Raw genomic sequence first — 26,350 nt, 5'->3', positions numbered from 1 at the left:
GTCACTACCCCAACCGGTTTAAATGCGGCTTACTCTCACCGGTAGGCCTTGGCGCACGCTGGCGCCGCTAATCGGTTCAAGCCACGTGCCGCCTACCTCCCGTGTAGGGTCTTGAAAGCCCAGGTCGTTGATGTTGATACCTGCGCGCATCCAGGGCATATCTGGCTGGGATTGACCGTCAATGATGTGTGGCGTGGCACCTAAATCTTTGTGCCCGTAGCCGTGTTCAATACCCAATGCACCGGGCACAACGCTTTCGCTAACCAGCGCAAGCCCCACCACGCTTCCGCCTGGGCTTTCAATGCGGATGGTGTCGCCATGCTGGATGCCGAAGCGCTCGGCATCTTGGCGGTGCATTTGCACCGGGTTATACGGCTTGATCATTCTTAGCCGCTCGTTACCAATGGCGTAAGAGTTCATCAGGTTGGACTTGAATGAAAACGCTAGCAGCGGCCACTCCTGCTCTGAAAATACCTCACGCATGGGTTGCTTGTTGGCGAGCTGGGGCAACTTGTGACAGGGCACGCCGCTGTTGGGAAGCCCGTTAGTGGTATCAATACTGGTGCCCACTGCTTCGTTGTAAATACACAGCGTTTTTTTCCACTGATGTTTCAGGTGTTCGCCGACAAAGTGTTCGCTTGCCTCTTCGAAACGCCCACCCCGGGCGTAAAGGTAGGCAACGCGGCCGCGCTCATCAGCTTTAAGTGTACGTTCGAGTTTGGGCAGCAGTGGGGTAATTCCGCCATGGGCAATGTCCTCGGCATTCGCTTCTGGCAGCGGTTCATCTTGAAAGGCAATATTGGCGGCCGCCCGTAGGTAATAATCTTCAGCGCGGTTGAGCGGGTGAAGATTGCCGTCTGCATCGGGAATAGCGTTGTCGCCGAAGCCCGGCAGCCCTAGCCGTTTAGCAACGGCGATAAAGAAGCTGTCCATAGAGACAGGCTCACCTTCGGCGGTTTTTTGCTGGCGGGGTTCTACCACTGGCCAGCAGGCGGTGGAGAGTTTACCCAGCGTGCCTTTCCAGGAGCCTGCAAAGCCCCATACCTCGTACATCACCGAATCAGGCACAATGTAGTCGGCATAGCGGTTGGTTTCGTTGATAAACCCATCGATTGCAACAAATAGCCCTAACCGTTTGGGGTCTTTCAGCTTATCGACAATTACCCCTTTCAGGCCCGCTTGGCCATAAATTGGGTTAGCCATACAGCCAATCACCGCTTTGATCGGATAGGGGTAGCCATCCAGCGCGGAAGGTAAATGCTCGGTAAGCGTTGGCGGTGCCAAAGAGCGCCAGGGGGCTTTCGCGGGATAGGGATTTTCGCCTGTCGCGACTTTGCGCTGGTACTCCGATGATTTCTCATAGGGGAAACGTGAGCGAGAGAGGAATACGCCTTGGGGCCCACGTTTGCCAGGGAAGTTGGCGAGGTCGTAGCGGGGGCCTTCGCCGGTGCCGCTGTAGGTGCCGCCGCCCACTGCACTGCCACCTTTCATATTGTAGTTGCCAGCCAGCAGGTTAAGCATTTGCACGCCAAAGGCGGCGTAAAAGCCATTGCCTGACATCATGCCACCGTGGCAGTTAACGGCGGCTTTTCTGCCATGGCTAGCATAACGTTGGGCAAGCTCGATAATCGTTGCCTTGGGAATACCGCAATGTTCAGCGTACGTTTCTAGGTCGTACTCATTGGCGGATTCACGCAGTAGCGCAAGGCTGGTTTTGACGGTGACGGTGGTGCCGTCGGCAAGCTCCACTGGGCGTTCGGCAAACAGGTCGGCGGTCATTACCTCTTCGCTTAGTGCAAGGTCGCCCCCTGACACCACGACGGGTAGGTCGGCATCGCTACCTGGCTCGGCAAAACCAAGGTCGCTGGCGCGCAAAAAGTAGCCTCGGCGCGGGTGCTCGAAGGTATCAATCACTAAATGGGTGGCATTGGAGTGGGTGGTTTCGCCCGCTGCATCGGCGGCGGCTTGACCGGGTAATTCAAGAAATTCCTGCGCATAGCCGTCGTTATCCAGTAGCCACTGAATAAGCGCCATGGCAAAGGCGCTATCGGTGCCAGGGCGGATCGGTACCCAGCGGTTGTTGTCCGCGGCATGGGAAGTAGCAGCATTAAGCGCGGGGTCCACCACCACATATTCCAGCGTGCCGGCGGCGCGTGCCTGTGCAAGCAAGCGGCCCTGGCGTTTAAACGGGTTGCCTGCCTGGCTGGGCGCGCAGCCGATATACATGATAAAGCGTGCGTTCTGTATATCTGGCTTTACGTGAGCGTTAGTGACAATGTTGTTCATCACTGCCCCAGAACCCATGCGGAACGCTAGGCCACAGTAAGCGCCATGGTGGCCATAGTTGCGGGTCGCAAAAGCGTTCAAGGTGAAGCGTTTAAGTAAATCCGAGCGCCCGTAGTCGGTGGCTTCCATGACCATCAGTTGATTAGCCTTGGGGCCGTACTCAGGGTTGTCGGGGGCAATCAGCGTGTCGTGGTCGCGAATGTCACGTAGGCCGTCTACCTGACCTTCACCGAACAGATCGCCTCCTTCGCAAATTTCCTCGATAAGTTGCTCAAACGATATTTTTTGCCACTCGCGACTGCCTCGTTCACCGACCCGTTTAAGGCAGTGATCAATACGGAACGGGTTGGTGATCTGGCTCATCATTGCGTTGCCACGGGCACATGCGGTAGAGCGGTTAACTTGCCCTTGTTCTTGGTAAGCACTCACGCTGCGTAATGCATCTGCCACCGATGTGCGCATTGGCAAATGGTCATCGGCAGAAAGTGGATGATAGGGGTTGCCAGCTACTCGCAGCACTTCGCCGCGAGTGTCATCGACCCGCACGCGCACACCGCACTGGGTGGTGCAGCCGTAGCAAATAGTGAAAGCGACCCGTTGATCGGGGGTGAGCTTTAGTTCGCCGGTCGCTAAATCGACACGATATTCAGGCGTTAGCGAATTGCCATGAATATTATGCTGCGGTTTTTCACCTGCGCTGCCGGTAATGCCTTTGGCCATTTTAGCCAACGGGTCGGCGTAGCCCACGGCAAAGGTAGCAGCACCACCAGCGGCAGCTGCACCTTTTAGAAAGCGACGGCGTGAGGGATCTTGAGCAGACTTAGCCATGACTAGGCGCTCCTTTGTTAGCAGTGAGTGGGGCGCGAGATGCAGCTTGGTCGTTGCCTGGTAGCTGACTGCCTTGTTGGGCCTGTCGCCATGGAATAAATAGCTCGATCAGTAAAATGGCCGCCAGCCACAGCCCGAAAGTGCCGACAATGCCTAAGATGCCGGAAGAGCCAGCAGGGATACCGTAGTGATGGAAACCTGCGCTGTTACGGGCTACATGTTGAACATCCATCAGCACTACCCAACGGAACATCCAGCCCATGTGGATAGCCACCAGGCCTAGCAACCATGCCCAGGCAAACAGTTCTGGTTGGCGTTGAGCCGAACGCGTTAACAGAAATACCACGCTGGCAAATAGCGCAACGCCGGTAAGGCCACCCCAAAGTGCGGTACTGCGCCAAGAGGGGCTGAAACGGACAGATTCCAATGCCGCCGCCACTGAGCCAACGTGGGCATTCAAGCCATCTAACAACCAACTGAGCGCGATAAGCCCCGCTAGCGCACAGAAGGCTAGCAGGACATAGAGCATCTGCCGGGTGGCGTCGGGCGCGCAGATTCTGCTTACGCGGTTGAGGACCAGTATTAACCCAGCGGCGGCAATAAATCCGCTCGCTACCAGCATGGGCGGTAGCCAAATTGTGTTCCATAAGGGGCGAGCTTTGACGATAGCTAACTCCGCTCCGGTGTAGAGCATAATGCCGCTTGAGAGCATCAGCGCGGCCAACCCCACCAGGGCAACCAGTGCTTTGGGTGTTGCACCACTGCCCATGCTCAGCCACTTGGCGATCAACCCGCTGAACCCCGCTGCCTGTTGCCGAGCTTGCAGTGCGGGACGCCAAGCCAGCCAGGCGAAGCCTAAAACGCTGATCAGATACAGCGGCAGTACCACACTGCCAATCGACATCCACGAATGCGTATTGGCGTAGGCGTAGAAATGCCAAAAGCGCAGTGGCTGGTGTAGATCTGCCAATAAGGCCACCGGTGCGACTAACGTTGTGCTGACGCAGGCGATGAGCGCTAGACGTGCTGTAGGCAACCAGGATTGCTTGCCAAACACTAGTGCGGGCGCCGCCAGCCAAAGGCTTGCATAGGAGACCGCGATCATAAAAAAGTACTGAACTGCCCAGGGATACCAGGCGATGTCATAGCGTGGGGCGAGTAGTTCAATGGTGGAATTCATAGCCCATCTCCTGGCCGTGGGGGTCGAGCACTTCAAGCGCCACGGGTTCTGCCACGGGGCGCGTGGTGAAGCGCTCATCCATGCCGAGGTAGAACACCTGTGGGAACGTATTTTTTTCTGGCTGAAGCACCATGAGTGCGTCGCGGTGCTCGTTGATCAGACGGCTGATTTGGCTGTCTGGATTGCGCATATCGCCAATAATGCGGGCGCCGCCCACGCAGCTTTCAACGCAGGCAGGCAGTAGCCCTGCTTCTAAACGGTGAGCACAGAAGGTGCATTTGTCGGCAGTTTGAGTGCGCTCATTAATAAAGCGGGCATCGTAGGGGCAGGCATTGACGCAGTAAGCACAGCCGACACAGCGGTCGCTATCTACGACAACGATGCCATCTTGCTGTTGATAGGTCGCCTCAACGGGACAAACCGGCACACAGGGTGGATTTTCGCAGTGGTTGCATAGCCGCGGCAGCATAAACGTCGCCAGTTCACCACTTTCTTGGTGGTGCACTTCGTACTGAGAGACGGTGGTTCGAAATTGGCCAAGCGGTGCAGCATTCTCGATATGACACGACACCGTGCAGGCCTGGCAGCCGATGCATTGGCGAAGGTCGATTAGCATGCCGTAGCGTTTGCTAGGGTCGCCCTCGCGGCGGTCAGGCTGCTGATTAATGCCTGCTTGGGCAAGGCTGGCTGGGGCAAGGCTGGATAGCGGGACTAGCGCAGCGCCCGCGCTTAGTCGGGCCAACTGGCCTAGCAACGACCGACGTACGGCGTCCATAACGCCTCCTTAGCTGATAAAGATGTCGCTGATAGAAACAAGCCGTTGTTTCACAGCGAATGATCTGGATACGCTAAGGTTACGCCTTTGGTATTATAAAAAGTTGATACGTGTCAATGAGTTAGTGATGGTTTCTTAATGCTCCCTTAATCTTGAAACGCTAATTGGCTGTTTTAAAACAAAAACAGGCCTGCCCAGCGGGCAAGCCTGTTAGCAAACAAAAGGGATGAATGATTACGTTAGGTAGCAACTATTGCTATGGCGTCTCCAGCTCTAACGTGCGACGCAAGACATTGAGTTCATCAACATCTAGGTGCTCTAGCCTTCCGGCGAGCAGGTCGCTGATCTTTTGTACTGGAAGCCCAGCCCGGCGGGCTATTTCGCGGCTTCCCAGATCTGATACGGCGATCAGGCGGGTAATGATACGCATGAGGCGCGTACGTTTTTCTAAATCCCTGACATCGAGGTCAGGGCTGCTTCGCGGAGGATCTAGCGTTTCTGCGTGAGCAGTTGAGTATGCCGTACTCATGGGACTCCATCAGTCTGAAATGACAAACACACAATGCCGCCAAGTCGCGCGCATTTCAATGCTACTTTGATTAAAAATTCGATCTATTTACAAACGCGCTCTAAGCGACTAGCTCTGGTAGACTATGCGCCTTCTAATTTCCTGGTGAGCCGCTTGCGGCACACGGCACATTAAACGCTTGATTGCTTTAGTAGGCCCTTTGGCCGAGGAGTTTTTGCATGTCAAACAGCGCACCCAAAGTGGGCGTGATCATGGGGTCAAAATCTGATTGGCCCGTCATGGAACACGCGGTGGCGATGTTAGAGCGGCTGGGCGTCCCTTATGAGACTCGCGTCGTCTCCGCTCATCGTACCCCTGACTTGTTGTTTGATTATGCTAAAAGCGCCGCTGAACGTGGCCTGCAAGTAATTGTAGCAGGAGCGGGCGGTGCCGCCCATTTGCCCGGCATGGTGGCTTCCCAAACGGCGTTGCCGGTTCTGGGCGTGCCAGTAGAATCCAAAGCGCTTAAAGGCTTGGATTCATTGCTTTCAATTGCGCAGATGCCTGGTGGAATCGCTGTTGGCACACTGGCGATTGGTAAAGCAGGGGCGACCAATGCAGGCCTGTTGGCAGCACAGATTGTCGGTTTGCAAGACACCACCGTGCGTGAAGCGGTCGAGGCTTTCCGCGCTGAGCAAACTCAAATGGTGCTGGATAACCCAGACCCTCGCCCCGATGCGGAAGCGAAATAAGGAATCCCGGCCATGAATTCTGGTATCTCAAAGAACATCGGTGTGCTAGGTGCAGGCCAGCTTGGTCGCATGCTGGCATTGGCTGGCTACCCGCTAGGTAATCGCTTCACCTTTTTAGACACGACCGGCAACCCGAGTGCGGGCATTGGCGACGTGGTTATCGATCCCAACAACCAGCATTTGGCAGAATTTCTCGATAAGGTCGATGTAGTAACCTATGAATTTGAGCATCTGCCCGTAGCGCTGGTTGAGCAAATTGAGCAGCACAAGCCCGTTTACCCAGGAAGCCGCGCAATTGCGGTGTGCCAAAACCGTGTTGAAGAGAAAGCCTTATTCGACCGCTTAGGTATTCCTACACCGGCTTACCGCGTCGTTGAGAGTGCCGAACAGCTTGAAGCGGCAGCGAATGAATTGGGCTGCCCGGTGGTCGCCAAGTCAGTGACAGAGGGGTATGACGGTAAAGGGCAGGCGGTGCTGAAAGCGCCAGAGCAAGCTGAAGCGGCCTGGAAGAGCATTGGTCACCGTCAGCTGATCGTTGAAGCGTTTGTCGATTTTGTACGGGAAGTCTCGATGATTGCCGTGCGCGGTCGTGATGGGGATGTGGTGTTTTATCCCATGGCGGAAAATCAGCATGTAGACGGCATTTTGCGCTATTCCGTTGCGCCGCTACCGGATTTGGCTGCCAGCGTTCAAGAGACAGCCGACAGCTACATTCGCATGCTGTTAGATGAGCTTGATTATGTTGGCGTGATGGCGTTGGAACTGTTCCAAACGCGGGATGGTAGCCTGTTGGCTAACGAGATGGCTCCACGCGTGCATAATTCTGGCCACTGGACCATGGACGGTGCGGTCACTAGCCAGTTTGAAAACCATCTACGCGCTGTGCAAGGCCTACCGCTCGGCAGCACCCAAGCTATTGCGCCTACTTGCATGGTGAACGTCATTGGCCAGGAAGGTGACAATGCCGCGATGTTGGCGATTGGCAATACTCACCTGCATCGCTATGACAAAGAAGAGCGTGCAGGGCGTAAGCTGGCGCATGTCAATGTCGTCGCTGACACGCATGCCGAGCTGCTTGAAAAAGTGCGTGCTTGCCAGGCATTACTACCTGATGCACCACCGGTGGCGTGGAGTTTCGAACGCTCACTGTAAAGTTGATGGATTATCACTACGAAGCCGCCTGATTAGGGCGGCTTCGTTGTTGATTACCCCGCCAGTTGGCCGCTAAGCAATAGCCACAGCGCAATTAAAGCAAAGTGTCCTGGATACCAAGCAAGCCATAGACGGCGTGGCATGGCCAGGGCTACGGGTGGTACGCGTTGGGCAACGCCTGCTGCCAGCATCAATACCACCACGCAAGTGCCAACGGTAAACGACTTTGCCATGTCTGAAGCATTCATTTGACCAGCTATCCAAAGTGCGGGAAACGCGGCTAAACCTGCCCACAAGCGCGATTTTAGTGCGTCGCGGGTTTCGTTAAGTGCCTGCATGGCGAACATTAATAGCGGAATCAGTAGCAAACCGTTATGGCCGTACTCCACCCAGAAGCCCAACAAATACCAAACGGTTACGCCTACCGCTGCTCCAAGCATTAGCCATGCTAACCCTAGCGTCTGCTGTTGATAGTGCTGCCAACCTTGGCGAACCAGCGCCCCCAGCGCTAGTCCACAAGCAAGCGTGAAGCAGACGTTAAGAATAAAATCGTCAGACGCGCGTGGCATCAGCATATAAGGCAACTGAGCCACTAAACCAATGATCAGTATGCGGCGCGAGTAGCGTAGTGGGTTGCGGGTATTAAACAGCCCGTGCCAGGCTACCATTGCCGCAAACAGGGGAAAGGCGATACGGCCAATGGACGAGCCTGCCCAACTTAAATCCCAGTCACCCGGCAACACATAGCGAGTAAGGTGATCCACGGTCATGGTGAATAGCGCCAGCCATTGCCCCCAGGCGGTCCAATGAGAAGAGGGGCGCGCATTGTAAGCCGCCTCGGTGGAGACGTTTGCATTGGTTTGTTCAGCCATGAGACTTCCTTGTGAGTTTCCTTACTGGATTACAGACTCGATTTGGCTGAGCAAGTTCGGTACTAGTTTAAGTACTCGTTTAAGTACTGGGGTGGCAGAGCGTTTCAGCTAAATGGCCGGTGAAACTCTCCAAGGCCCGCCTCGTTCAGATGTTCTACGGTTATCGTTTCTGCCTTCCCGTCCACGCCCATGGTGAATTCGACCTGCGAAACCGAGCCCTCTGGTTGGTTCTCTGTCACCGGGAAGGCGACAAAGCGGTCGCCGTCCCAGTGGGTCAACCGCAGGCGCTGTGGTGCGGGGCCAACCTCGAGCACCAAGCCGTCAGCGGTCTCACGTACCTCAGCCGCCCCGAAATAGGCATTGTCATAGTCCCCAGTATAAGCTTCGGCAGGCCGGGCTTCGGTGGGCTCAGCCGGAGGTGTCACGCCCACCAGATCCCCGACCGGGGCCGAGAGCGGTGCGATGCGCGGCCCGTAGGCCGCTAGCCAGTCGCGTTGTTCCACACCAAACTCTGCGCGATCAAGAAAGCTGGCAGTCAATGCCTCGGGGAGGCCGGTGGGGCTGGCATTGGTCAGCACGATGATCCCAAGCCCTAGGTCTGGCAGCATCGAATAGGAGGTCGCCGCACCAAGGGCGAAGGCCCCCGAATGGCTCAGCACAACGCGCCCGGTGGGGCGCACGCCGACACCAAAGCCGTAGCCATAGGCGCCAGCCCTATCGGCCGCGTCACTGGGGTGGCCGCTGATGGCATGCGGCGAAAGCGCGGGCACGAGAGCTTCGGGCGCAATCAGTTGCTGCCCTTCAAAACGCCCGCTGGAGAGCACCAGTTTCATCCATTTCGCCATGTCTCGAGCGCTGGAACTCACCCCGCCCGCTGGACTTTGCGCATCGGGCTGGCGCAGATCTGCCACTCTGAAGCCGTTGGCATCCGGCACATGGCTTGCCGCGCGATTATCGCGCGCCATGTAATCCGAGTGGCGCGAACTGGTCACCTCCATGCCGAGCGGACCATAGAGTGCCTCTTCCGAGAGCGTTGACCAGTCCTTGCCGGTTGCGGTGGCTACCGCCTCTGCCGCAGCGGTCAAGCCGAAGTTCGTATAGGCGTAATCGGCCCTGAACTGCCCCATGGGAAGCTGCGTCAGCCGCTCCAGCACCGCGCGACGGTCATAGCCTACATCCTCGAGATCATCACCAGCGTGATCCGGCAGGCCCGAGCGGTGCGCATAGAGATCCCCGATGGTGACATGACTGCTGACCCACGGATCGCCCAGGTCGAACCAGGGCAAGTGGTTGCGCACCGGATCGTCCCAACTGACGATCCCATCTGTGACCTGCGTGGCCACCACTGTGGCTCCGACAGATTTGGACAACGAAGCGAGCATAAAGACTGTATCCGCATCAACTTGTTCCTCCGCGCCCTCCGCCCGCAGCCCCCAGCCGCGCATCAGCAGTGTCTCTTCCCCATGCACCACGGCAACGGCGAGACCCGGTACTCCGGTCCGCTCCAACATATCCTGCACCAGCTCATCCAGCGAGGCGACTGCTTCGTCGATCCGCGCCTGCGGCACCGGCAACAGGTTCGCCCGCGCAGGAGAGACTGCCGGGTCCGGCAAGGCAATGGTCGGCAGCGTCCCCGCATGGAGCGGGGCATTGAGTGCAAGCAACGCTGCGGCAGCGCTTAGAACGCCCAAGGCCGACCTCAGAAGGGGGCGTGCGGCTTTCGGTGTGGTCATATCAGGGTCTCCTGTGGGATGGATAGCGCGACGGGCGAGGCGATGCCTCCTACCGGATTAGAATGGCATTGCCAGCTGGAAAATTAGCTTGCCCCCCTTGTCCTCCACTATGTCAGAACGGGTCCAGGGAAGCGCACCGATAACCTGGAAATTCAGCCGTTCCTCTAACGTTCCACCAAGGCCTACTCCATAGGAGCCAAGATACATGTGTCCGGTGACGTCGTCGGACCAGGCTGCGCCGTAATCCACGAAGGCCGAGGTTGAAAGCGTGGGCAGGAATGCCAGCCCGATATCGACCTCGTGGCTTACCTGGGCCGAGGCCGCTGCACCTTTGTCGCCAGAGATAGTGCCGCTATCGAAGGCTCTGCCATAAGTCTCGCCGCCGATACCGAACTGAACAGCGCCCGGCAGGGGCCTGCCAGCGTATTGGCCGCGAGCCAGTAATGTCATTGTCGTCGTCTCGCTGAAAGCCTGTGTGTAGTCCAGTTCGGCGGTAACAAAGTGGAAATCATCCGGCACCGCGCCCATATCAATATCCGAGTTCGTGCCGAGATTCACCGCTCCTTCGAGGTTGATCTCGGATGTCTCAAAGCTCTGACTATATTGCAGTGAGTTCGTCACCCAGCGGATCCGGCTACGGGCAGCGGCCGAGCCAAGAACGTCGACGTCATCGTTACGCACCGTCAGTTCAGCCTGCCCCCAGAGCGAGCGGTCCAGCGTCCTCAGAAACGGGTAGGACATAAACGCCGTGCCCATAGCGGATGTTACATCGATGTCCGGCGCGCCGGCTCCCCCGTCGGGGTGTTGGCGCAGGTAAACAAAACTGTAGCCCGCGTTAAGGCCGTTCGATCCGAGCGGATAGCTTTGCATCATTTGAAGCAAGGTCATCCGGTCAGGGTGTTGCGGTGTGATGACACCGGTCAAATTGGTGGTCTCGAACTGGTTCAGGACATCGTTAAAGGTCACCACACCGGCCATTTGTAATGGGCCAACGGTGTCGGATCCCAGATTGTCGAGTCCGATCATTCCTGAGCTGCGATATTGTCCGATCTCCAGGCGCAGCACCCCGCCGCCCGTCGCGCCTTCGGGGCGCACAAAAGTCCCTTCAATCGAAAGTCCGGCAAGATCACTCATCAACAACAATTCACGCTCGGCCGCCTTTACCCGAATCGGATGCATGTCGAGAATACGTTGCAGGTAGGGTGCCAACCGTGTCTCGATGCCAGGAATATGACTGTTGATCTCGATGCGGTCGACATAGCCTTCAAATACCTGCAGCCGGATCTGTCCGTCAGAAAAATCCTGCACCGGCACCACTGTCTTGGAAAAATAGCCCGCAGCGAGATAGGCCGCGTCAACAGCATCTGCCATGCGGTAAAGATCAGCCAGCGTAATTTCGGCACCGATTCGGCCCTGCCAGATCGGTGTCAACGTCGACAAAGGTAGGGTCCGCGCCCCATCAACGCGCACCGAAGCCAGGCGAATACGGATGCTTTTGGCGCGCTCTAAGTCGATCCTGTCGCGCTCGTCCTGCACGCCGATGGCGACACGGCCCACCTGAGGCGGCGGTTCGTAGCGTTGTAGGATGACAGTTTGCCCAGATAGGATGCGGTTGACGTCTGGCAAGCCCTGCGACAATGCTGGGCCCGCATAACAGGCACAAAGCAGAGCAGCAGCACCCAAGCGGAGAGCTGAGGAACGGCTGTGCTGGAACAGCAATGTCAGCGCGCTCACTCTGCTGAGGCCGTCGGTGTCATAGAAAACGGATGCCCGAGGGCAACGGATAGCGCTTCAAACACGCGACTCGCGGGCGAGCTGCACGCAAGGTCTTCGGGGTTGTCCGGTAGCACGTCCTCGTCCCCGCAATCCCCCGAAGGGATGTCGCTGTTGGCCTGTACGACTACCGTTGTATCCGTCGTCGTGTCGTAGAACACTGTCGTGTTGTAACCGGGCAGCTCACCCGTGTGGCCGACCCAGCCGTCAACGCACCCCATGGCGATGCCGTAGCCCGCCGGCTCTGGGAAGGACCGCAGACGCTCCTGCTGCGCCTCAGCGCCCAGCAGGCCCTTGCCTGTACCAAGGGAGCGTCCATAAACCAGCAGGTCATCGAGGGTTGAGATCATTCCGCCTGCTGTCCATCCCCAGGACGGGTCCCAATGCGTCGCGTTCGAGGGCGCAGCCGGCGTGGCAGCATCACCTTGTAGAGTAAATCCCTGCGGATAAGGTTCTGGCATGAGGGCAGCACCGTCAGGGCCGGTGGTCTCTGTCAGGCCCAGTGGGTTCAGGATCATCGAAGTAAAGACAGTGTCGATATCTTGCTCGGTCACCTGTTCGATCACGAGGCCCAGCAGCACAGTATTGGTGTTCGAATAATTGAACTTCTCACCTGGTGCAAAGATCGGCGAGCCGGGGAAGGCAAAATCAAGCAGGTCTTGCGGAGTATAGTGCAAGCTAGGATCTGAGAAAAAAAGATCAAGGAAGGGATCCGCCTGAGTATAGCTCAGCAAGCCGCTGGTCATGCTTGCCAGGTGGCGCAGGGTGATGATGTCGCCGTTGGGAACGCCAGGCACATACTGGTCGATCGTATCGTCGAGCGATAGCTTGCCAGCCTCGGCCAACTGCATCAGGGCGGTGCCGGTGAAGGTCTTGGTGACCGATCCGATCCGTGTATGCATGCCGACTTCCATCGCAGCATCGGTTTCGGGGTCTGCGACGCCCCAAGCACCGCTCCATCGGCCCTCGGGTGTGACAACGCCGGCAATAACCCCCGGCGCAGCGGCTTCGTCCAACGCCCCACGTACGGCCGCATCGAGGGCGCGGATCAGCGCCTCAGGCAGTGGCGCGTCGGGTGGCGTGATGGCCGCACGGGCCGTTACTGCCGCCGGGTCGGCCACGCAGAACTGCTGCGCCTGATCCTGAGACTGCGCTGTAACGGGGGCAGCGAGGGCAAAAGCCATGGCGCAGACCGAGAGGCCAGGCCGAAACTGGCGGGCCGTTCTGTGATGGAGTCTGATCGCTGTCATGTGCCTGTCCCTCGTCTGTTATGCACTTGCTGCTTGGATTGCTTCGAAAGCGAAGATAGCCCATTTATGATTGCAAACAAAGAAATGTAAAGTTCAATTAAGGTGCAATATGGGTATAATTTGCGCTTTATTAAGCCATTTACTTAGCTGCTGCCGCTGCCTCCATTCTCGCGCCATGGCCTGCGGCAGTTAGCCTTGAGGCCCCCTACGGCATGATTTCGGAAGATATCAAGGTCAACCTATGCGAAGGCATCCTGCTGTGCGGCGAAGTGCAGATGCGCCTGCGCCCCAAGACTTTGTCCGTTCTAGTGGCACTGGTAGAGCAGCAGGGCGAAGTGGTCAGCACGGCTGATTTGCGGCGCATGATATGGGGCAACAGCCATGGCAACGAGGCGGGGCCCAAACAATGCATCCGCGAATTGCGCCGGATGCTGGACGACAACGCCCAGGCCATCGGCCTGATCGAGACAGTGGGCCGTCGGGGCTACCGGCTGACGCGTCCGATCCCGCTGATCGGCGCTGCGTCGGAGGATCTCGTGGTGGCGCCAAAAACGCTCTGCCTCGGGCGGGATAAAGAGCTGGAAGCCTTGAATGAAAGGGCCGCCGCCGCCAAGCGCGGTCGACGAGCGCTGGCTTTTATTGCGGGCGAAGCAGGGGCCGGCAAGACACGCCTTCTGGAAGCATTTGAGGCTAGTTTATCCCAGCGCACGCCGCTGTGGATCGCCCGGGGTCAGGCCATCGCTCACCCTGGCGCACGCGAACCCTACGGGCTGCTGATGGATATGTTGACGCAACTCATGGTCGGGCCTGAGGGGGCCACGCTGGCGCGACTTCTGCCACTCGTCGCTCCCTCTTGGGTCAAGCAACAACCCGGGCGTCGCTTGGAGGCGGAAGCGTTGGATCGTACTCACCGCGACTCAATGCTGCGGGAGTTCTCGGAGCTGATGGAGCGGCTGACCCGTGGCCGCCCTGGCGTTCTCGTGCTAGAGGATCTGCACTGGGCAGACCCCAGCACGCTAGCCTGGCTAGCGGCTTGGGGGCTACAACGCACACCGGCGCGATTACTGGTTCTGGGTAGCTATAGGGATGACGAACTAGATCGAGCTGGGACACTTGCGACAACACTGAGTCAGCTAAGTCGGCAGCCAGACTGCAGGTTGATCACCCTTGGCGGTCTCGATGAGTCGGCAGTGTCTGGATACCTTGCAGAACGGTTCCAGGGCAACTCCTTTCCTCCCGATTTGGCGCAGGCCCTCGCCCACCGAACCGAGGGCCATGCCATGCTCGTTGATGCTGCGGCAGACTTTTGGCAGGCGCAAGGCCTTGTGTGGCGCAGCGAGGCCGGCTGGCAGCTTTCTTCCACACCCGAAGCGCTGGTCGCAGCCATCGCTCCAAGTGTCCGCACCCTGATCGAGACCGAACGCACCAGCCGCCTGCTGGCCGAGGAACGCAGCTTGCTTGAAACCGCCAGCGTGGCGGGACCGACCTTTTCCGCCATCGATCTAGCCGATAACCGCGACGGGGTGGAAGCGGCGGAGCGGCAGCTGGAGCACCTCGCGCGGAACCGACGGTTTATCACCCGCGCGGGACTCAGCCATCGGCCTGACGGAACGGTAGCCACGCGCTACGCCTTCCGGCACGCGCTACATCACGAAGCGCTCTACGATGGGCTGCCGGCAGCAAACAGGCAAGGTACGCACCGAAGGGTCGGTCTCCGGCTGGAGATCAGCCACGGTCACACAGCGGGCGAGATCGCCCCCATGCTGGCCGATCACTTTGAACGTGGCGCCGACTGGCCGCGCGCCGCACACTATCGCGTGCTGTCCGGGCGGCGTGCGCAGGCGCGCGGCGCCCCCATGGATGCAGCAGAACAGTTCCGCCGTGCACGGGATCTGCTGACTCGAGGCAGCGGGACCGGTACGGCGAAGCCTGAGGCCGACCAAGCGACCGAACTCGACGCCCTGCTCGGGCTCGGGGCGGCGCTCATCGCCTCAGATGGATTTACTGCGGAAGAGCTTCGGGAGGTCTACCGCCGCGCGGGTCAACTAGCCGCCGAAGTCGGCGATCCCGCCACGACGATCCCAGTTCTCGCAGGGCTCTGGAACGATCATCTGACGAGGGCTGAACTGACCCGTGCCGAAGATCTCGCGCTAGGGCTGCAGGCACTCGCGGGGCAGGCACCGGCCCATATGGCGATGGTAGCCCATAATGCCGTCGGACAGACCCGGTTTTTCACCGGCGCCCTACCGGCCTGCACCGTGGAAATTGCCGCTGTGCTGGAGATCGCGCCGCGATATGCCGAGCAGGACGGTAATGTCCTCTTCGGTGAGGACCCAGAGGTTGTATGTCGCCAGTACGCGGCCTGTGTCGCCGAATTAACCGGCGCCTCGGCAGAGGCAGAGCGGCACCTCGCCGCTGGCAGTGCGCGTGCTGACCGATTGGGCGCCGCCTTCGGGCGCGCCCAGATGCTCTGGTGCGGAGCGGTTTGCGCACGTCTACGTAGCGATATTGAGCTAACCCGTGACCGGGCAGAAGCGTTAGTCGCTCTGTGCCGGACTGAGGCAGTGCCCGTTTGGGGCGATGCAGGCGAGATGCTGGCAGGCTGGGCGCAGGCAATGTCCGGCGACACAACCGGGGCCTCGCGGATTGCGAAGGGGCTCTCGGCCTTCAGTGCGATGGGCGTCAGGATCACGCTACCCTTCTGCCACGGACTCGCCGCAGAGGTTGCGGGGAACATGGGTGATCCAGTCGCAGGGATGCACGCCTTGCGTCAGGCTTTCGCAATAGTCCGGGCGAGCGGCGAGCGCTGGTACCTCGCCGAGCTTCACCGACTGCGTGCTGGGCTGGCCCAAGAGGCAGGCCGCCTCGACATCGCCCGCCAGGCGCTCGCACGTGCCGAAGCCGTGGCACGGGCACAGGGGAGGGTCGAACTGACCATATGAGAACGGCGCTACAAAAGTTGGCCACGCTAGCAGCGGGATGAGCCGACTTTTAGCAATTAAATCTCAGCTTTTGTCTGTAAAATTGTGCATTAAAGAATCACGCGCAGGTGCGTGGGATGGCACGGGCGTGCCAAGAGGGGAAGGCTATTCGTCGAACCGTTCGCTCAGCTAAAAGCAGGCGATATCACCGCTAGTGCCTGGGAGGAGAGTGCCTAGAACTGGTATTTGCAACCATAATGGCACTGAAAGAAGAGTAAGTGTGCATGATAGCTTCTCGCGGTATAAGCCTCCCCGATAGGGGGAGGCATACACATGCTGCTAGCGCTTACTCTTCGCCAAAGTAGCGAGCGAAAATTTCGTCGTAAGTGCCGTCTTCTTTCAACTCAGCAAGGGCTTCGTTGAATTTCTCAGCAAGGGCTTCGTCACGCTGACGGAAGGCGATACCAAAACCTTCACCGAAAACTTCCTTGGGCTCGGTAACCATCTCTCCGACCACTTTGTAGTCGCTATCTTCGTTTTCAAGCAGGGTAGATTTGCCCACTGAAAACTCCAGGAAGACAGCGTCCAGGCGCTCTGCATCCATATCCAGCACCATGTCATCGGCGGTGGAGTAGCGGTTGATAGTAGCGGTATCGCCAAAGGTATCGGTGGCGAAGTTGTCATAGGTGGTGCCGCGCTGTACGCCGATGGATAAACCCTCAAGGGTTTCCACTGTAGCCTCTTCAAGGTCGCTGTCTGCTGGAGCGAACCAGGCGCCGGGCATGGTGATATAGGGGTCGGAGAAGAGCAGTGTCTGGCGCCGCTCTTCGTTGATGGTCATCGACGACATGATGGCATCGTAGTTGCGCGATAGAAGGCCAGGAACAATGCCATCCCATTCTTGCTCGACCCACTCACAGGTCACGCCCATCTGATCACAAAGGGCGTTGCCAAGGTCGATATCAAAACCGGTCAGTTCACCATCGGCTGTGCGGTATTCCATTGGTTCGTAGGGGACGTCAACACCAATGCGCACATGATCGTAATCCCGCGCTTGGGCAGAAGAGGCGGCAGCAATGGCTAAACCAAGCACAGATACTGTTAGTAGTTTCTTCATTCTTATACTCCGTAGAAAGCAGGTTCACTAGAGGTGATCCCCTTTAACGTACCCTAGGTTAGGGCGAACGAAAAGAGGGAGCGTTGCTATGAACCAACGTTTGTTTGACGGTACAACAAACGAGGCTGTTTTTATTACTCGATGCTTTTGTTGTTAAGTGCTCTTGGTACGGTGCTCTTGATACGGTGTTGTTGATACGGTGCTCTTGGTACTAAGTGTTTTGCGGCCTTAAGTGGGCCAACAGCTTTTTCTCCAGGAAACGGAAGAAGTACAAAATGGCAAATGTGAGGCAAAGATAGATCACTGCTACAAATAAGAAAGCATCAAACGGTGCGTAGAAGCGGGCATAAACGAAGCGTGCAGCCCCAGTCAGATCCATTAGCGTGACGACGCTGGCAATGGCGCTGGCATGCAGCATAAAGATAACTTCGTTGCCATAGGCGGGCAGGGCACGTCGGAAAGCGCTGGGCAGAATAATACGCCGCATCATGAGGTTTTGTGACATGCCGTAAGCCCTGGCAGCTTCAATTTCCCCTTTGGATGTCGCTTTGATAGCCCCTCGGAAAATCTCAGTCGTATAGGCCGCCGTGTTAAGCGTGAAGGCAATCAGCGCGGGGTAGAAAGCTTCCCGCAGGATTGGCCACAAAAATGTTTCTTGGATACCGTCAACAAACACCACGCCATAGTAGATGATGTATAGCTGAATCAGCAGTGGCGTGCCACGAAAGACATAGGTGTAAAAATAGATGGGTAAACTAATCCATTTATGCTTTGAGCTGCGCATAACGGCAAGTGGCACTGCCAGTATTAAGCCCGCTACCAAAGAAAGGAATACCAGTTGGGTTGTCGTAACTAGCCCTTCCCAGTAGTAGCCTAACGTATCTGGGGTGAAAATTACGTTGCCAGCTAGCAGGTCGTTGAACCACGCAGAAATATCCAGCATCTCATTGCCCCCCAAAGCCAATGTCGTAACGTTTTTGTAGCCGCACGAAGATCCACTCGGATACGCTAGCAATCAGCAAGTAAGCCGCTGCGACGGGAAGTAAGAAAGTAAAGGGTTCATGGGTGGCTCGGGAAGCCTCCGCAGCGACGCGAACCATATCCGTCAAACCGATCACTGATACCAGTGCCGTTGTTTTAAGCAGCACCATCCAGTTGTTAGATAAGCCAGGGAGTGCGTGGCGCATCATTTGCGGAAAGCGAATACGCCGAAATACCAAAGCGCTGCTCATGCCGTACGCTTTTCCCGCTTCAATCTGGCCGTTATCCACTGCCATGAAAGCGCCGCGGAAAGTTTCACCCATGTAAGCACCAAAAATGAACCCAATAGTGAGAACACCCGCCGCGAACGCATTGAAATTAATATAGATATCAATGTCATAATGGTCATAAAGCATATCGCTAATGGCGTTAACACCGATCTGACCACCAAAGAACAGCAGCATCATCAGCACCAAGTCCGGTACGCCGCGAATAACGGTGGTGTATACCGTCGCAGTGCGGTGCAGGAACCAGTTGCGTGACATTTTGGCAGTCGCCGTTAACAAGCCAAGTAAAATGGCTAGAATAAGCGACAGAACCGCTAATTGAATGGTAACACCCGCCCCTTCGATCAGGCGGGGGCCATAACCTTGCAAATCAAGCATGGTGTGCCTCGCTGATCAATATTTGGGGGCCAGAAATTGCTTTAAGCGCGGTGATTGTGGGTTGCCCAGCACATCAGCAGGCGCGCCAGCTTCTTCTACCAAGCCTTGGTGTAGGTAAATTACTTTGCTGGATACATCGCGGGCAAAGCTCATTTCGTGAGTGACCACCACCATGGTGCGCCCTTCATCGGCTAAGCCGTGCATTACTTTCAAAACGTCGCCGACCAGTTCTGGGTCAAGCGCCGACGTTGGCTCATCAAACAGCATTACTTCGGGATCCATCGCGAGCGCTCGGGCAATTGCACCGCGCTGTTGCTGTCCACCCGACATTTGCGCCGGGTAGGCATCAGCGCGTGCGCTTAGCCCAACGCGCTCGAGCAGTGCACGTGCGTGTTCGATAGCTTCTTTTTTGGGTTTTCCCAAGACATGAATAGGTGCTTCGATAATGTTCTCAAGCAACGTCATGTGGGCCCATAGGTTGAAGCTCTGGAAAACCATCGACAGCTTGGCACGCATTTGCACGACTTGTTTCCAATCGGCAGGTTCGCGGCCATGTCTGGTCGTTTTAAAGCGAATCTGCTCGCCATGAACGAACAATTCACCCTCGTCAGGTTGTTCCAGGAGGTTCATACAGCGCAAGAAGGTACTTTTGCCAGACCCTGATGCACCAATGAGAGTGATGACATCACCCTTTTGAGCTTCGAGAGAGAGGCCTTTGAGAACTTCTGTATCGCCAAAGCGCTTTTTTATATTGCGCACTTCAAGAGGGGTAGGCGTATCAGCCATAACAGTGGCTCCAGTACAGGGTTGCCGCATCAGCAACAGGTTTAAAACACGTGCTTGATAGACGGCTGGCGCGAAAAAAGGGGCGATTCTATCAGGCCTTGTGCATATTGCGTGCTTTCCTTATGCGATTAATAAGAAAAACGTTCGTTTCAACATACATTGATAAGCCTTGAAAAGCCTCTACGTTATTGTTGTTAAAGCGTTTTTTAACAAATTTTCTTGATATGATGCGTAGGTCGTTAGCTGGCGTGAGAGGGGACAACTAGTAGTGCTGCCCGTGCACCAATCTCTACCTTTGCATTGGGAAATACCACATGCAAAGGCGTGTCCCCAACAATAAAATCACCCGCTACGCTATCTTTGGCGAGACAAGTGCCCGGCTCAAAGCGGCTGAAATTGGGGACATCTTCATCGAAACAGAGACAAAAGGTTTCTGCCTGACGCATTAGCTCATGTTGAACTTGGAAAAACCTCATCGTGTCAGCGGGCTTTTTAGGTGGCTGCTCCCCAGCGCTAAGCGCGCTAATAAGCGTTAACATCGGCGCTAATGCAGCCATATCGTTTTCTCCAAAGGGCGCAACGCGGCCTAATTCGAAAGTGAAGGCTTGGGCAGCATGGTAGTGCTTACTGTAGTGAGAAAACGTCCAACTGTGCTGGTGTTGGTGTAGCACCGCTTGCATATCCGCCGCCGCAAGCCATTCCCACTGCTCTGGATTGATCATGGTTTCTGCGAACGGCTCTACGACAAAGCGAGTATATAGGCTACCGCGAATAGCCGTGTGTAAATCGTAGTGGAGTTTAGGGAGTGCCTGATGACGATTATAAAAACCGTCTACCGCTGACATTAACTCGCGAGCCCGATCAGGTTCTTCGCCTGTTTCGGCGAGTTCGCGCTGAAATAAGCGGTTGAGGTTCGTCTTAATAAACCGCTGCTGGGCCTTTAAGGCAGGTAGGTTGCCTAAAATCACTAGTACGGGAGCACCAATGGTGACCGTGCCGGCCTCTATCGCAGATAGCCAGTTACCCAACAGTTCCACGGGGGCCGTTTCGTTACCGTGTATCGCAGCAGAAAACACGCAAGCGTGAGCCGCTGGGCGAACGGTCGCCGGGGTTATCTCTAAAATCCCCGGTGCATGTAATTGGTAGGTGCCGCTGCCAAAGCGGCCGGACCGCGGAGAAGGGTGTTTGTCATCGAGAGTCCAATCAAGCCATTGGCCAAGCATGAAGTTTTCCTTGAGCAGGGAGCGTCAGCTTTTTGTAATGTTGTACCTTTAACACGCTGAAGCTTAACCACAAGGGGGGACGTCGATAGCATGAAAAACGCAGGTGCGAACATGAAAATTAAGCGCAAAAAGTATCCATGCTCATTGATGTATATTAAAGGGTGCTAATCGATAAAATCGAAGGAGAGCATCGAAAACATTCGCTTTTTTCTACGCTAGGCTGAGCTATTTTATTAAGAGATTTTCATAAGCCTTTTTCATAAACCCTTTTCATAAACCTGAGAGGGGCAAGACACAGCACTACCAGAAAACACTACAAGGAGTGAGTAATGACAAAGGTATTAGTTCTTTATTATTCCATGTACGGACATATTGATACGCTAGCTGCTGCGGTGGCAGAGGGCGCTGAAAGCGTTGATGGTGTTGACGTTACCGTTAAACGTGTGCCCGAGACTATGCCAGAAGAAGCCTTCAAGAACGCTGGCGGTAAGCAGGACTTCACGACGCCAGAAGCGACGCCACAAGAGCTTGCTGACTACGACGCAATCATTTTTGGCACGCCAACGCGGTTCGGCAATATGGCTGGCCAGATGCGTACCTTCTTAGATCAAACCGGTGGGTTGTGGGCCAAGGGCTCGCTGCGCGGCAAGGTGGCTAGTGTGTTTACCTCTACCGGGACCGGCGGTGGTGATGAAATGACCATTACCTCCACCTGGACAACGTTGGCCCATCACGGCATGGTGATTGTGCCGATTGGCTATGGTATTGAAGAGCAGTTCGATATTTCCAAAGTGAGCGGTGGAACACCCTATGGCGCATCCACGCTTGCCGGCGGCGACGGCTCACGTCAGCCGGATGATCGTGAGCTAAAAATTGCCCATTTCCAAGGTAAGCATGTCGCGGAAATTGCTGCGAAGCTGGCGAGCTAACGCCCGTTTGCCAACACGCTTGAAACGCAATGCCTCACTGTTTTTACAGTGAGGCATTTTTGGTTAGCCGCTAATGCGTTCAGCAATCGCTTGACCCAGACTTAGCGTATTGCCTAGCCCGCCAATATCTCGTGTGAGTACTTGGCTGTTGCCTTCGTTCAACACGTCTTCAATGGCTTTCACCATCGTATCAGCGGCTTCTTGATAGCCCAGGTGCTCTAGCATCATGGCACCGGACCAGATTTGGCCAATAGGGTTAGCAATACCTTTGCCAGCGATGTCTGGTGCGCTGCCGTGAACCGGTTCAAACAGGCTGGGTAACGTGCCTTCCGGGTTGATATTAGCAGAGGGCGCAATGCCGATAGTGCCGGTGCAGGCGGGGCCAAGGTCTGAAAGAATATCGCCAAACAGGTTGCTGCCGACCACCACATCAAACCAGTCTGGGTGCAGTACAAAATTAGCGGTCAGAATATCGATGTGGAATTTATCCACCGCAATGTCGGGATACTGCTTGGCCATTTCGGCTACCCGCTCATCCCAGTAGGGCATGGTGATTGAGATGCCGTTGGACTTGGTGGCCGAGGTGAGCTTTTTACGCGGACGGGTTTGCGCAAGCTCAAACGCATACTTCAGCACTCGGTCGACGCCGACGCGGCTCATCACCGTCTCTTGAAGAACAATTTCACGCTCGGTGCCTTCGAACATTTTGCCGCCGACACTTGAATACTCGCCTTCGGTGTTTTCGCGCACTACGTAAAAGTCGATATCGCCTGGCTCGCGGCCTGCTAATGGACTTTTGATGCCCGGCATCAGTTTGCAGGGGCGTAAGTTGATGTACTGGTCAAACTGGCGACGAAACTGTAGCAACGAGCCCCACAGTGAAATATGGTCGGGCACTTTGTCGGGCCAGCCGACGGCACCGTAAAACAGCGCATCAAAATCCTTGAGCTGCTCGAACCAGTCGTCGGGCAGCATTTTACCGTGCTCTAGATAGTAGTCACAGCTGCCAAATTCAAACGTTGTGAATGCTAGGTCAATGTTGAAACGCTTTGCGGCAGCTTCCAGGGCGCGAATGCCTTCGGGCATGACTTCGGTGCCAATACCGTCACCAGCGATGACTGCAATGCGGTGGGCCATAGTGGCTCCTTCTGTGGTTAGCGTTCGGGACAGGTATGATCTTGTACGACGTCAATCAATTCATTAGTGGGGAAATTAAGCTCGGCGGCGCGCTGGCGTAGTTGCTCTTCCACCGCGCTTTCCATGACTGGCGTACGCGAGAGAATCCATAGGTAATCGCGGTTGGGGCCTGATACCAGCGCCCACTGATAGTCTTCATCCAGTTCTAAAACGTTATAGCCGCCATAAAAAGGGCCAAAGAAGCTGACTTTTAACCGCCCGATGTTTTCTTCGTCAATAAAGTAGGCGCGGCCTTCAGCTTCATTCCATTCTTGCTCTGTGAGATTGTAGCCCCGGTTGATAACGCGCACGCCGCCATCGTCACGTAGGCTGTAGCTAGCCGTTACGCAGTCTAAGTCTCGTTCAAAGGAGTGATCCAGGCGGGCGATTTCATACCACTGACCTAAATAGCGGTTAAGTTCAAAGCCTGTGACAGGCTCGGTGCCGTCAGGAATGCCGGTGCAGCCAGTTAATACAAGGCTACTGAAGGCCATAAGCCCAGCAATTTTCCCCACTTTCTTCTTTGGTGTTTGGGCGGAAATGAGCATTACACGCTCCTAATGACTGCATGGTATATAAGTGTTAAATCTATCAGTATGGCGAAATAAGCGCTATTAACGGTTTCTTTTGGAGGTGCTATTGCCGGAAGGAAGTGAAAATAGGCTATGGTATTTCTGTACCGAGTAAGCCCTTACAATACCTACAACAAAGGAGTGTTTATGTGGCATCAACAAGAGATTCACTTACCCGAAATGCCTAGGGGCTTTCATCTAATTACGGATGAAATCGCCAGGGCACTGCCGTGCTTGGCCGAGTGCAGTCAAGGGCTACTGCACCTGCAGTTAATGCATACCTCTGCCTCACTTACGCTAAATGAAAACTCCGATCCTGATGTCCGTCACGACCTGGATGCCTTTATCCGCCGCTTAGTACCTGAAGGACTAAGCTATTTTCGCCACACTCTTGAAGGCCCCGACGATATGCCTGCTCATGTCGCCTCTAGCTTACTGGGTACTCAGCTGACGCTAGCCATACGTGATGGCCGCTTGGCGCTGGGCACCTGGCAGGGGTTGTGGTTAGGTGAGCATCGAGAGCAAGGAGGTTCGCGCCGTTTGTTGGCAACGATAAACGGTCGTGAAGCGAATTGAACATCCGATCTCTTTCTTTTCTAACGTCTTCTATTCAATAAGCGCCTCTACATGCTTCGACGCTCTTTTCGCCTGACTCGTCAGCGCTGGCTGAGACTTCTGTTTGTGCTCAACCTCGCGCTGGTGGCGGGGCTGGTTATTCACCAAATATGGCTCTATGTGGCTGAGCCTAAATTTGAGGCATTGCACACTAGAGAAGTAGCGGATATCCGTGAGCAACTCGCTGGACGAAACACCTACCGTTTTGCGGTGGTAGGTAATATCAATAATTCAGTGAATGTGTTTCAGGATGAAATTATTCCCAGGCTGAACCAAAGCGATATTGATTTTATGGTGTCAGCGGGGAACGCAGTGAGTGGGGGGCAGCAGGAGAGTTACAAGGCGATTTACCAAAGCTTAGAGCAGTTAAACGTGCCGTATGTGCTGACTTACGGTGACCATGAAAGCAATGATTTTGGCAGTTATCTTTTCTATGAATACTTTGGCCCGCATTTTTATTCCTTTGTTGCGGGTAACAGCCATTTCATCTTTTTGGATGGCACGGGTAAGTCGTCTACCTCATGGCAGCTAGATTGGTTAGAGCGCGAGCTGGCTGCCTCGGAAGCGCAGCATCGGTTTTTGTTCATTGGCTTGCCACTGCATAACGTGATTAGCGATGCGCCCTTATTTGAAGCCGATAATTACCTCAATGATCCACGGTTGAGTGAAGGTATTATGCGCCTGTCGGAGCAGTATGCGGTGGACAGCGTGTTTTCGGCAAACCTGTCGCTTTATTCACACCAAACGGTAAATGGGGTGGATTACGTCACCACGGGTGGTGCTGGCGGCATTTTGATGGATGCAAATGACAGGTTTCATCACTATGTGGTGGTCGAGGTAAATGGCGAAAATGTGACAATAACGCCCGTTCGGCTGAATGTGGATAGTCCAGGCTGGTGGCGTATGCTAAGCAGCGTTGCCTCAACGGTTTATGCGTTTTTTTACGTCAGCTACCCTCGCTTCCTGCTCATTGTCGGAGTGTTGTCACTACTGGCGATGCGCTTGTACCGACTGATTTTTGAAGAGCGCCACTATTACCCAGATTTTGATATCGATCCAACACCGTATCTAGAGAAGCCCCTGCGGGTGGCGATGATATCGAATAACTATTTCCCGTTCGTATCCGGTGTGTCGGTTTCCGTGGAGCGACTTCGTCAGGGGCTTAGCGAGTTAAAACATCAGGTGCAGTTGTTGGTGCCCCGTTATCGGGAAGCGTGGCAAGACGATGATACGATCTTGCGTGTACCCACTATGATGGCCTTTGGTGAAAAGCGTGAGTTCCGTTTGACCAATCCGTTTAGTGCACGTTTTCGCCGCTGCCTGCACCGCTTTAAACCGGATATTATCCATGTCCATCATCCTTTTTGGCTGGGGTCGATGGGGCTATGGATGGGGCGCCGGCTACGTGTGCCGGTTGTCTATACCTATCACACGCGGTTAGAGCATTACGCACACTTTGTGCCGCTTCCTGGGGCTCTGTTTCGTAATTTGATTTCCCATTCGTTGATCAAACACTTCTCTAACCGTTGCCAAGGCGTCATCGTGCCCACCTACTCGGCAGAAGAGTATCTGCGCATGATTGGGGTGAAAACACCGACGCTGATACAGCCTACGGGCATTGATGCGGCGCGATTCGCCGACACAGATCGTGATGCGTTGGAAGAGCTGCGCCATCAGCTTTCCATCGACCCAGCCGATACGGTGTTGGTGAGTGTCTCGAGAATTAGCCAAGAAAAAAATATTGGTTTTATGCTGGAGGCATTGGCGGAGTTGAAAAGCCAGGGGAGCCAGTCGTTGCGCTTGTTGTTAATTGGTGATGGCCCAGATCGACAAACCATTCAGCAGCATATAGAAGCGTTGGCGTTGCAGGAGCAAGTGACCTTGGTGGGCGCTGTGCCGCCGGAGGATATGGCACGCTATTACCACTTAGGTGACATCTTTGTGTTTGCATCTACTTCTGAAACTCAAGGCATGGTGATTTTAGAAGCCATGGCCGCAGGCTTGCCAGTTGTTGCGGTACGCTCTAGTGGTATTGATGACGTAGTGCGTGATGGCTTTAATGGCTATAAAACGCCGCAAAATCGGCAAAAGTGGGGTCAGCGGGTGATGGCGTTAGCCGAGGATAACGCGTTGCGGGTTACCCTGGGCAAGCAGGCAAAAATATTTGCTAACGACTATGATATCGCTAAGTTTGCAGGGGCGGTCGCGCATTTCTATGCCGAGGTACTGGCCAAGTATTACGCGAAATAGCCCACA

The 26,350-nt window shown here is 55.6% G+C and carries 21 protein-coding genes; 6 read left to right on the top strand and 15 right to left on the bottom strand.

Annotated features, from left to right (window positions below; translation table 11 throughout):
- Positions 1-18 precede the first annotated feature (18 nt).
- The 4 genes from J4377_RS12600 to J4377_RS12585 all read right to left on the bottom strand — a co-directional run bounded on the left by J4377_RS12600 (position 19) and on the right by J4377_RS12585 (position 5,598).
- Positions 19-3,114 carry a molybdopterin dinucleotide binding domain-containing protein gene (locus J4377_RS12600; protein WP_253485797.1) on the bottom strand — a complete coding sequence of 1,032 codons (3,096 nt, stop codon included), beginning with the start codon at positions 3,112-3,114 and terminating at the stop codon, positions 19-21.
- Entirely contained in the window at positions 3,107-4,294 is a 1,188-nt protein-coding gene (nrfD, locus tag J4377_RS12595) for an NrfD/PsrC family molybdoenzyme membrane anchor subunit (RefSeq protein WP_038477075.1), read from the bottom strand. Before nrfD ends, J4377_RS12600 begins: the two co-directional genes overlap by 8 nt.
- Positions 4,278-5,069 carry a sulfate reduction electron transfer complex DsrMKJOP subunit DsrO gene (dsrO, locus tag J4377_RS12590; protein ID WP_253485795.1) on the bottom strand — a complete coding sequence of 264 codons (792 nt, stop codon included), beginning with the start codon at positions 5,067-5,069 and terminating at the stop codon, positions 4,278-4,280. The genes nrfD and dsrO overlap by 17 nt, the downstream gene beginning before the upstream one ends.
- A 256-nt stretch (positions 5,070-5,325) precedes the next feature.
- Entirely contained in the window at positions 5,326-5,598 is a 273-nt protein-coding gene (locus J4377_RS12585; protein ID WP_038477068.1) for an XRE family transcriptional regulator, read from the bottom strand.
- A gap of 218 nt (positions 5,599-5,816) precedes the next feature.
- Here J4377_RS12585 and purE point away from each other — a divergent pair, with 218 nt between their 5' ends.
- Positions 5,817-6,329 (top strand): 5-(carboxyamino)imidazole ribonucleotide mutase, encoded by a 513-nt coding sequence (gene purE / locus J4377_RS12580; RefSeq protein WP_198349060.1) that lies wholly within the window; start codon positions 5,817-5,819, stop codon positions 6,327-6,329.
- Positions 6,330-6,341: 12 nt separating this feature from the next.
- On the top strand, positions 6,342-7,481 hold the full coding sequence (locus J4377_RS12575) for a 5-(carboxyamino)imidazole ribonucleotide synthase (RefSeq protein WP_253485793.1): 1,140 nt from the start codon (positions 6,342-6,344) through the stop codon (positions 7,479-7,481).
- 53 nt (positions 7,482-7,534) lie between these two features.
- Here the strand turns inward: J4377_RS12575 and J4377_RS12570 are convergent, their stop codons facing one another.
- The 4 genes from J4377_RS12570 to J4377_RS12555 all read right to left on the bottom strand — a co-directional run bounded on the left by J4377_RS12570 (position 7,535) and on the right by J4377_RS12555 (position 13,043).
- On the bottom strand, positions 7,535-8,353 hold the full coding sequence (locus J4377_RS12570) for a TraX family protein (RefSeq protein ID WP_095603842.1): 819 nt from the start codon (positions 8,351-8,353) through the stop codon (positions 7,535-7,537).
- A gap of 104 nt (positions 8,354-8,457) precedes the next feature.
- Positions 8,458-10,086 carry a serine hydrolase gene (locus tag J4377_RS12565; RefSeq protein WP_253485792.1) on the bottom strand — a complete coding sequence of 543 codons (1,629 nt, stop codon included), beginning with the start codon at positions 10,084-10,086 and terminating at the stop codon, positions 8,458-8,460.
- A gap of 57 nt (positions 10,087-10,143) precedes the next feature.
- Positions 10,144-11,820: a ShlB/FhaC/HecB family hemolysin secretion/activation protein gene (locus J4377_RS12560; RefSeq protein WP_198349063.1), complete on the bottom strand. Its 1,677-nt coding sequence runs from the start codon at positions 11,818-11,820 to the stop codon at positions 10,144-10,146.
- On the bottom strand, positions 11,817-13,043 hold the full coding sequence (locus tag J4377_RS12555; protein ID WP_253485790.1) for a serine hydrolase: 1,227 nt from the start codon (positions 13,041-13,043) through the stop codon (positions 11,817-11,819). Before J4377_RS12555 ends, J4377_RS12560 begins: the two co-directional genes overlap by 4 nt.
- A 278-nt stretch (positions 13,044-13,321) precedes the next feature.
- Here J4377_RS12555 and J4377_RS12550 point away from each other — a divergent pair, with 278 nt between their 5' ends.
- The gene (locus J4377_RS12550; RefSeq protein ID WP_253485789.1) at positions 13,322-16,051 is read left to right on the top strand and encodes an AAA family ATPase; all 2,730 of its coding nucleotides are present in this window, start codon (positions 13,322-13,324) and stop codon (positions 16,049-16,051) included.
- A gap of 325 nt (positions 16,052-16,376) precedes the next feature.
- Here J4377_RS12550 and J4377_RS12545 read toward each other — a convergent pair whose 3' ends face one another.
- The 5 genes from J4377_RS12545 to J4377_RS12525 all read right to left on the bottom strand — a co-directional run bounded on the left by J4377_RS12545 (position 16,377) and on the right by J4377_RS12525 (position 20,802).
- A complete protein-coding gene (locus J4377_RS12545; RefSeq protein WP_038477046.1) occupies positions 16,377-17,147 on the bottom strand; it encodes a transporter substrate-binding domain-containing protein in 771 nt (256 codons plus the stop codon).
- A gap of 211 nt (positions 17,148-17,358) precedes the next feature.
- The gene (locus J4377_RS12540) at positions 17,359-18,090 is read right to left on the bottom strand and encodes an ABC transporter permease (RefSeq protein WP_038477043.1); all 732 of its coding nucleotides are present in this window, start codon (positions 18,088-18,090) and stop codon (positions 17,359-17,361) included.
- Between the two features lies 1 nt (position 18,091).
- A complete protein-coding gene (locus J4377_RS12535; protein WP_038477040.1) occupies positions 18,092-18,793 on the bottom strand; it encodes an ABC transporter permease in 702 nt (233 codons plus the stop codon).
- 15 nt (positions 18,794-18,808) lie between these two features.
- Positions 18,809-19,579: an ABC transporter ATP-binding protein gene (locus J4377_RS12530; RefSeq protein WP_038477037.1), complete on the bottom strand. Its 771-nt coding sequence runs from the start codon at positions 19,577-19,579 to the stop codon at positions 18,809-18,811.
- 239 nt (positions 19,580-19,818) lie between these two features.
- Complete coding sequence (locus tag J4377_RS12525) at positions 19,819-20,802, bottom strand: succinylglutamate desuccinylase (protein WP_038477034.1); 984 nt, start codon at positions 20,800-20,802, stop codon at positions 19,819-19,821.
- A 329-nt stretch (positions 20,803-21,131) separates the two neighbouring features.
- Between J4377_RS12525 and wrbA the strand changes: the two genes are divergently transcribed.
- A complete protein-coding gene (gene wrbA / locus J4377_RS12520) occupies positions 21,132-21,731 on the top strand; it encodes an NAD(P)H:quinone oxidoreductase (protein ID WP_038477030.1) in 600 nt (199 codons plus the stop codon).
- Positions 21,732-21,794: 63 nt separating this feature from the next.
- On the opposite strand, the gene J4377_RS12515 is transcribed toward wrbA, so the two are convergent.
- A complete protein-coding gene (locus tag J4377_RS12515; protein WP_253485788.1) occupies positions 21,795-22,868 on the bottom strand; it encodes a tartrate dehydrogenase in 1,074 nt (357 codons plus the stop codon).
- 17 nt (positions 22,869-22,885) lie between these two features.
- Entirely contained in the window at positions 22,886-23,401 is a 516-nt protein-coding gene (locus J4377_RS12510; RefSeq protein WP_120387348.1) for a lipocalin family protein, read from the bottom strand.
- 225 nt (positions 23,402-23,626) lie between these two features.
- On the opposite strand from J4377_RS12510, the gene J4377_RS12505 reads away from it, so the two are divergent.
- Both J4377_RS12505 and J4377_RS12500 read left to right on the top strand, forming a co-directional pair.
- On the top strand, positions 23,627-24,055 hold the full coding sequence (locus J4377_RS12505) for a secondary thiamine-phosphate synthase enzyme YjbQ (protein ID WP_038477024.1): 429 nt from the start codon (positions 23,627-23,629) through the stop codon (positions 24,053-24,055).
- Positions 24,056-24,106: 51 nt separating this feature from the next.
- Positions 24,107-26,344, top strand: a complete 2,238-nt coding sequence (locus J4377_RS12500) for a glycosyltransferase (RefSeq protein WP_051626342.1) — start codon at positions 24,107-24,109, stop codon at positions 26,342-26,344.
- Positions 26,345-26,350: the final 6 nt, after the last annotated feature.

The organism is Halomonas sp. XH26 (assembly GCF_024138895.1).
Lineage (GTDB): Bacteria > Pseudomonadota > Gammaproteobacteria > Pseudomonadales > Halomonadaceae > Vreelandella > Vreelandella alkaliphila.
Note: the sequence above shows the minus strand (reverse complement) of the source record. Positions and strands in the feature narration are given on the sequence as shown.

What these genes read in the sequence shown, in the direction of transcription:
- J4377_RS12545 (WP_038477046.1), bottom strand. Translation starts at nt 17,147, where the DNA reads ATGAAGAAACTACTAACAGTATCTGTGCTTGGTTTAGCCATTGCTGCC.
- J4377_RS12555 (WP_253485790.1), bottom strand. Translation starts at nt 13,043, where the DNA reads ATGGCTTTTGCCCTCGCTGCCCCCGTTACAGCGCAGTCTCAGGATCAG.
- J4377_RS12535 (WP_038477040.1), bottom strand. Translation starts at nt 18,793, where the DNA reads ATGCTTGATTTGCAAGGTTATGGCCCCCGCCTGATCGAAGGGGCGGGT.
- J4377_RS12510 (WP_120387348.1), bottom strand. Translation starts at nt 23,401, where the DNA reads ATGGCCTTCAGTAGCCTTGTATTAACTGGCTGCACCGGCATTCCTGAC.
- J4377_RS12600 (WP_253485797.1), bottom strand. Translation starts at nt 3,114, where the DNA reads ATGGCTAAGTCTGCTCAAGATCCCTCACGCCGTCGCTTTCTAAAAGGT.
- J4377_RS12540 (WP_038477043.1), bottom strand. Translation starts at nt 18,090, where the DNA reads ATGCTGGATATTTCTGCGTGGTTCAACGACCTGCTAGCTGGCAACGTA.
- J4377_RS12570 (WP_095603842.1), bottom strand. Translation starts at nt 8,353, where the DNA reads ATGGCTGAACAAACCAATGCAAACGTCTCCACCGAGGCGGCTTACAAT.
- J4377_RS12575 (WP_253485793.1), top strand. Translation starts at nt 6,342, where the DNA reads ATGAATTCTGGTATCTCAAAGAACATCGGTGTGCTAGGTGCAGGCCAG.
- wrbA (WP_038477030.1), top strand. Translation starts at nt 21,132, where the DNA reads ATGACAAAGGTATTAGTTCTTTATTATTCCATGTACGGACATATTGAT.
- J4377_RS12550 (WP_253485789.1), top strand. Translation starts at nt 13,322, where the DNA reads ATGATTTCGGAAGATATCAAGGTCAACCTATGCGAAGGCATCCTGCTG.
- J4377_RS12530 (WP_038477037.1), bottom strand. Translation starts at nt 19,579, where the DNA reads ATGGCTGATACGCCTACCCCTCTTGAAGTGCGCAATATAAAAAAGCGC.
- J4377_RS12500 (WP_051626342.1), top strand. Translation starts at nt 24,107, where the DNA reads ATGCTTCGACGCTCTTTTCGCCTGACTCGTCAGCGCTGGCTGAGACTT.
- J4377_RS12505 (WP_038477024.1), top strand. Translation starts at nt 23,627, where the DNA reads ATGTGGCATCAACAAGAGATTCACTTACCCGAAATGCCTAGGGGCTTT.
- J4377_RS12515 (WP_253485788.1), bottom strand. Translation starts at nt 22,868, where the DNA reads ATGGCCCACCGCATTGCAGTCATCGCTGGTGACGGTATTGGCACCGAA.
- purE (WP_198349060.1), top strand. Translation starts at nt 5,817, where the DNA reads ATGTCAAACAGCGCACCCAAAGTGGGCGTGATCATGGGGTCAAAATCT.
- J4377_RS12525 (WP_038477034.1), bottom strand. Translation starts at nt 20,802, where the DNA reads ATGCTTGGCCAATGGCTTGATTGGACTCTCGATGACAAACACCCTTCT.
- dsrO (WP_253485795.1), bottom strand. Translation starts at nt 5,069, where the DNA reads ATGGACGCCGTACGTCGGTCGTTGCTAGGCCAGTTGGCCCGACTAAGC.
- J4377_RS12565 (WP_253485792.1), bottom strand. Translation starts at nt 10,086, where the DNA reads ATGACCACACCGAAAGCCGCACGCCCCCTTCTGAGGTCGGCCTTGGGC.
- nrfD (WP_038477075.1), bottom strand. Translation starts at nt 4,294, where the DNA reads ATGAATTCCACCATTGAACTACTCGCCCCACGCTATGACATCGCCTGG.
- J4377_RS12585 (WP_038477068.1), bottom strand. Translation starts at nt 5,598, where the DNA reads ATGAGTACGGCATACTCAACTGCTCACGCAGAAACGCTAGATCCTCCG.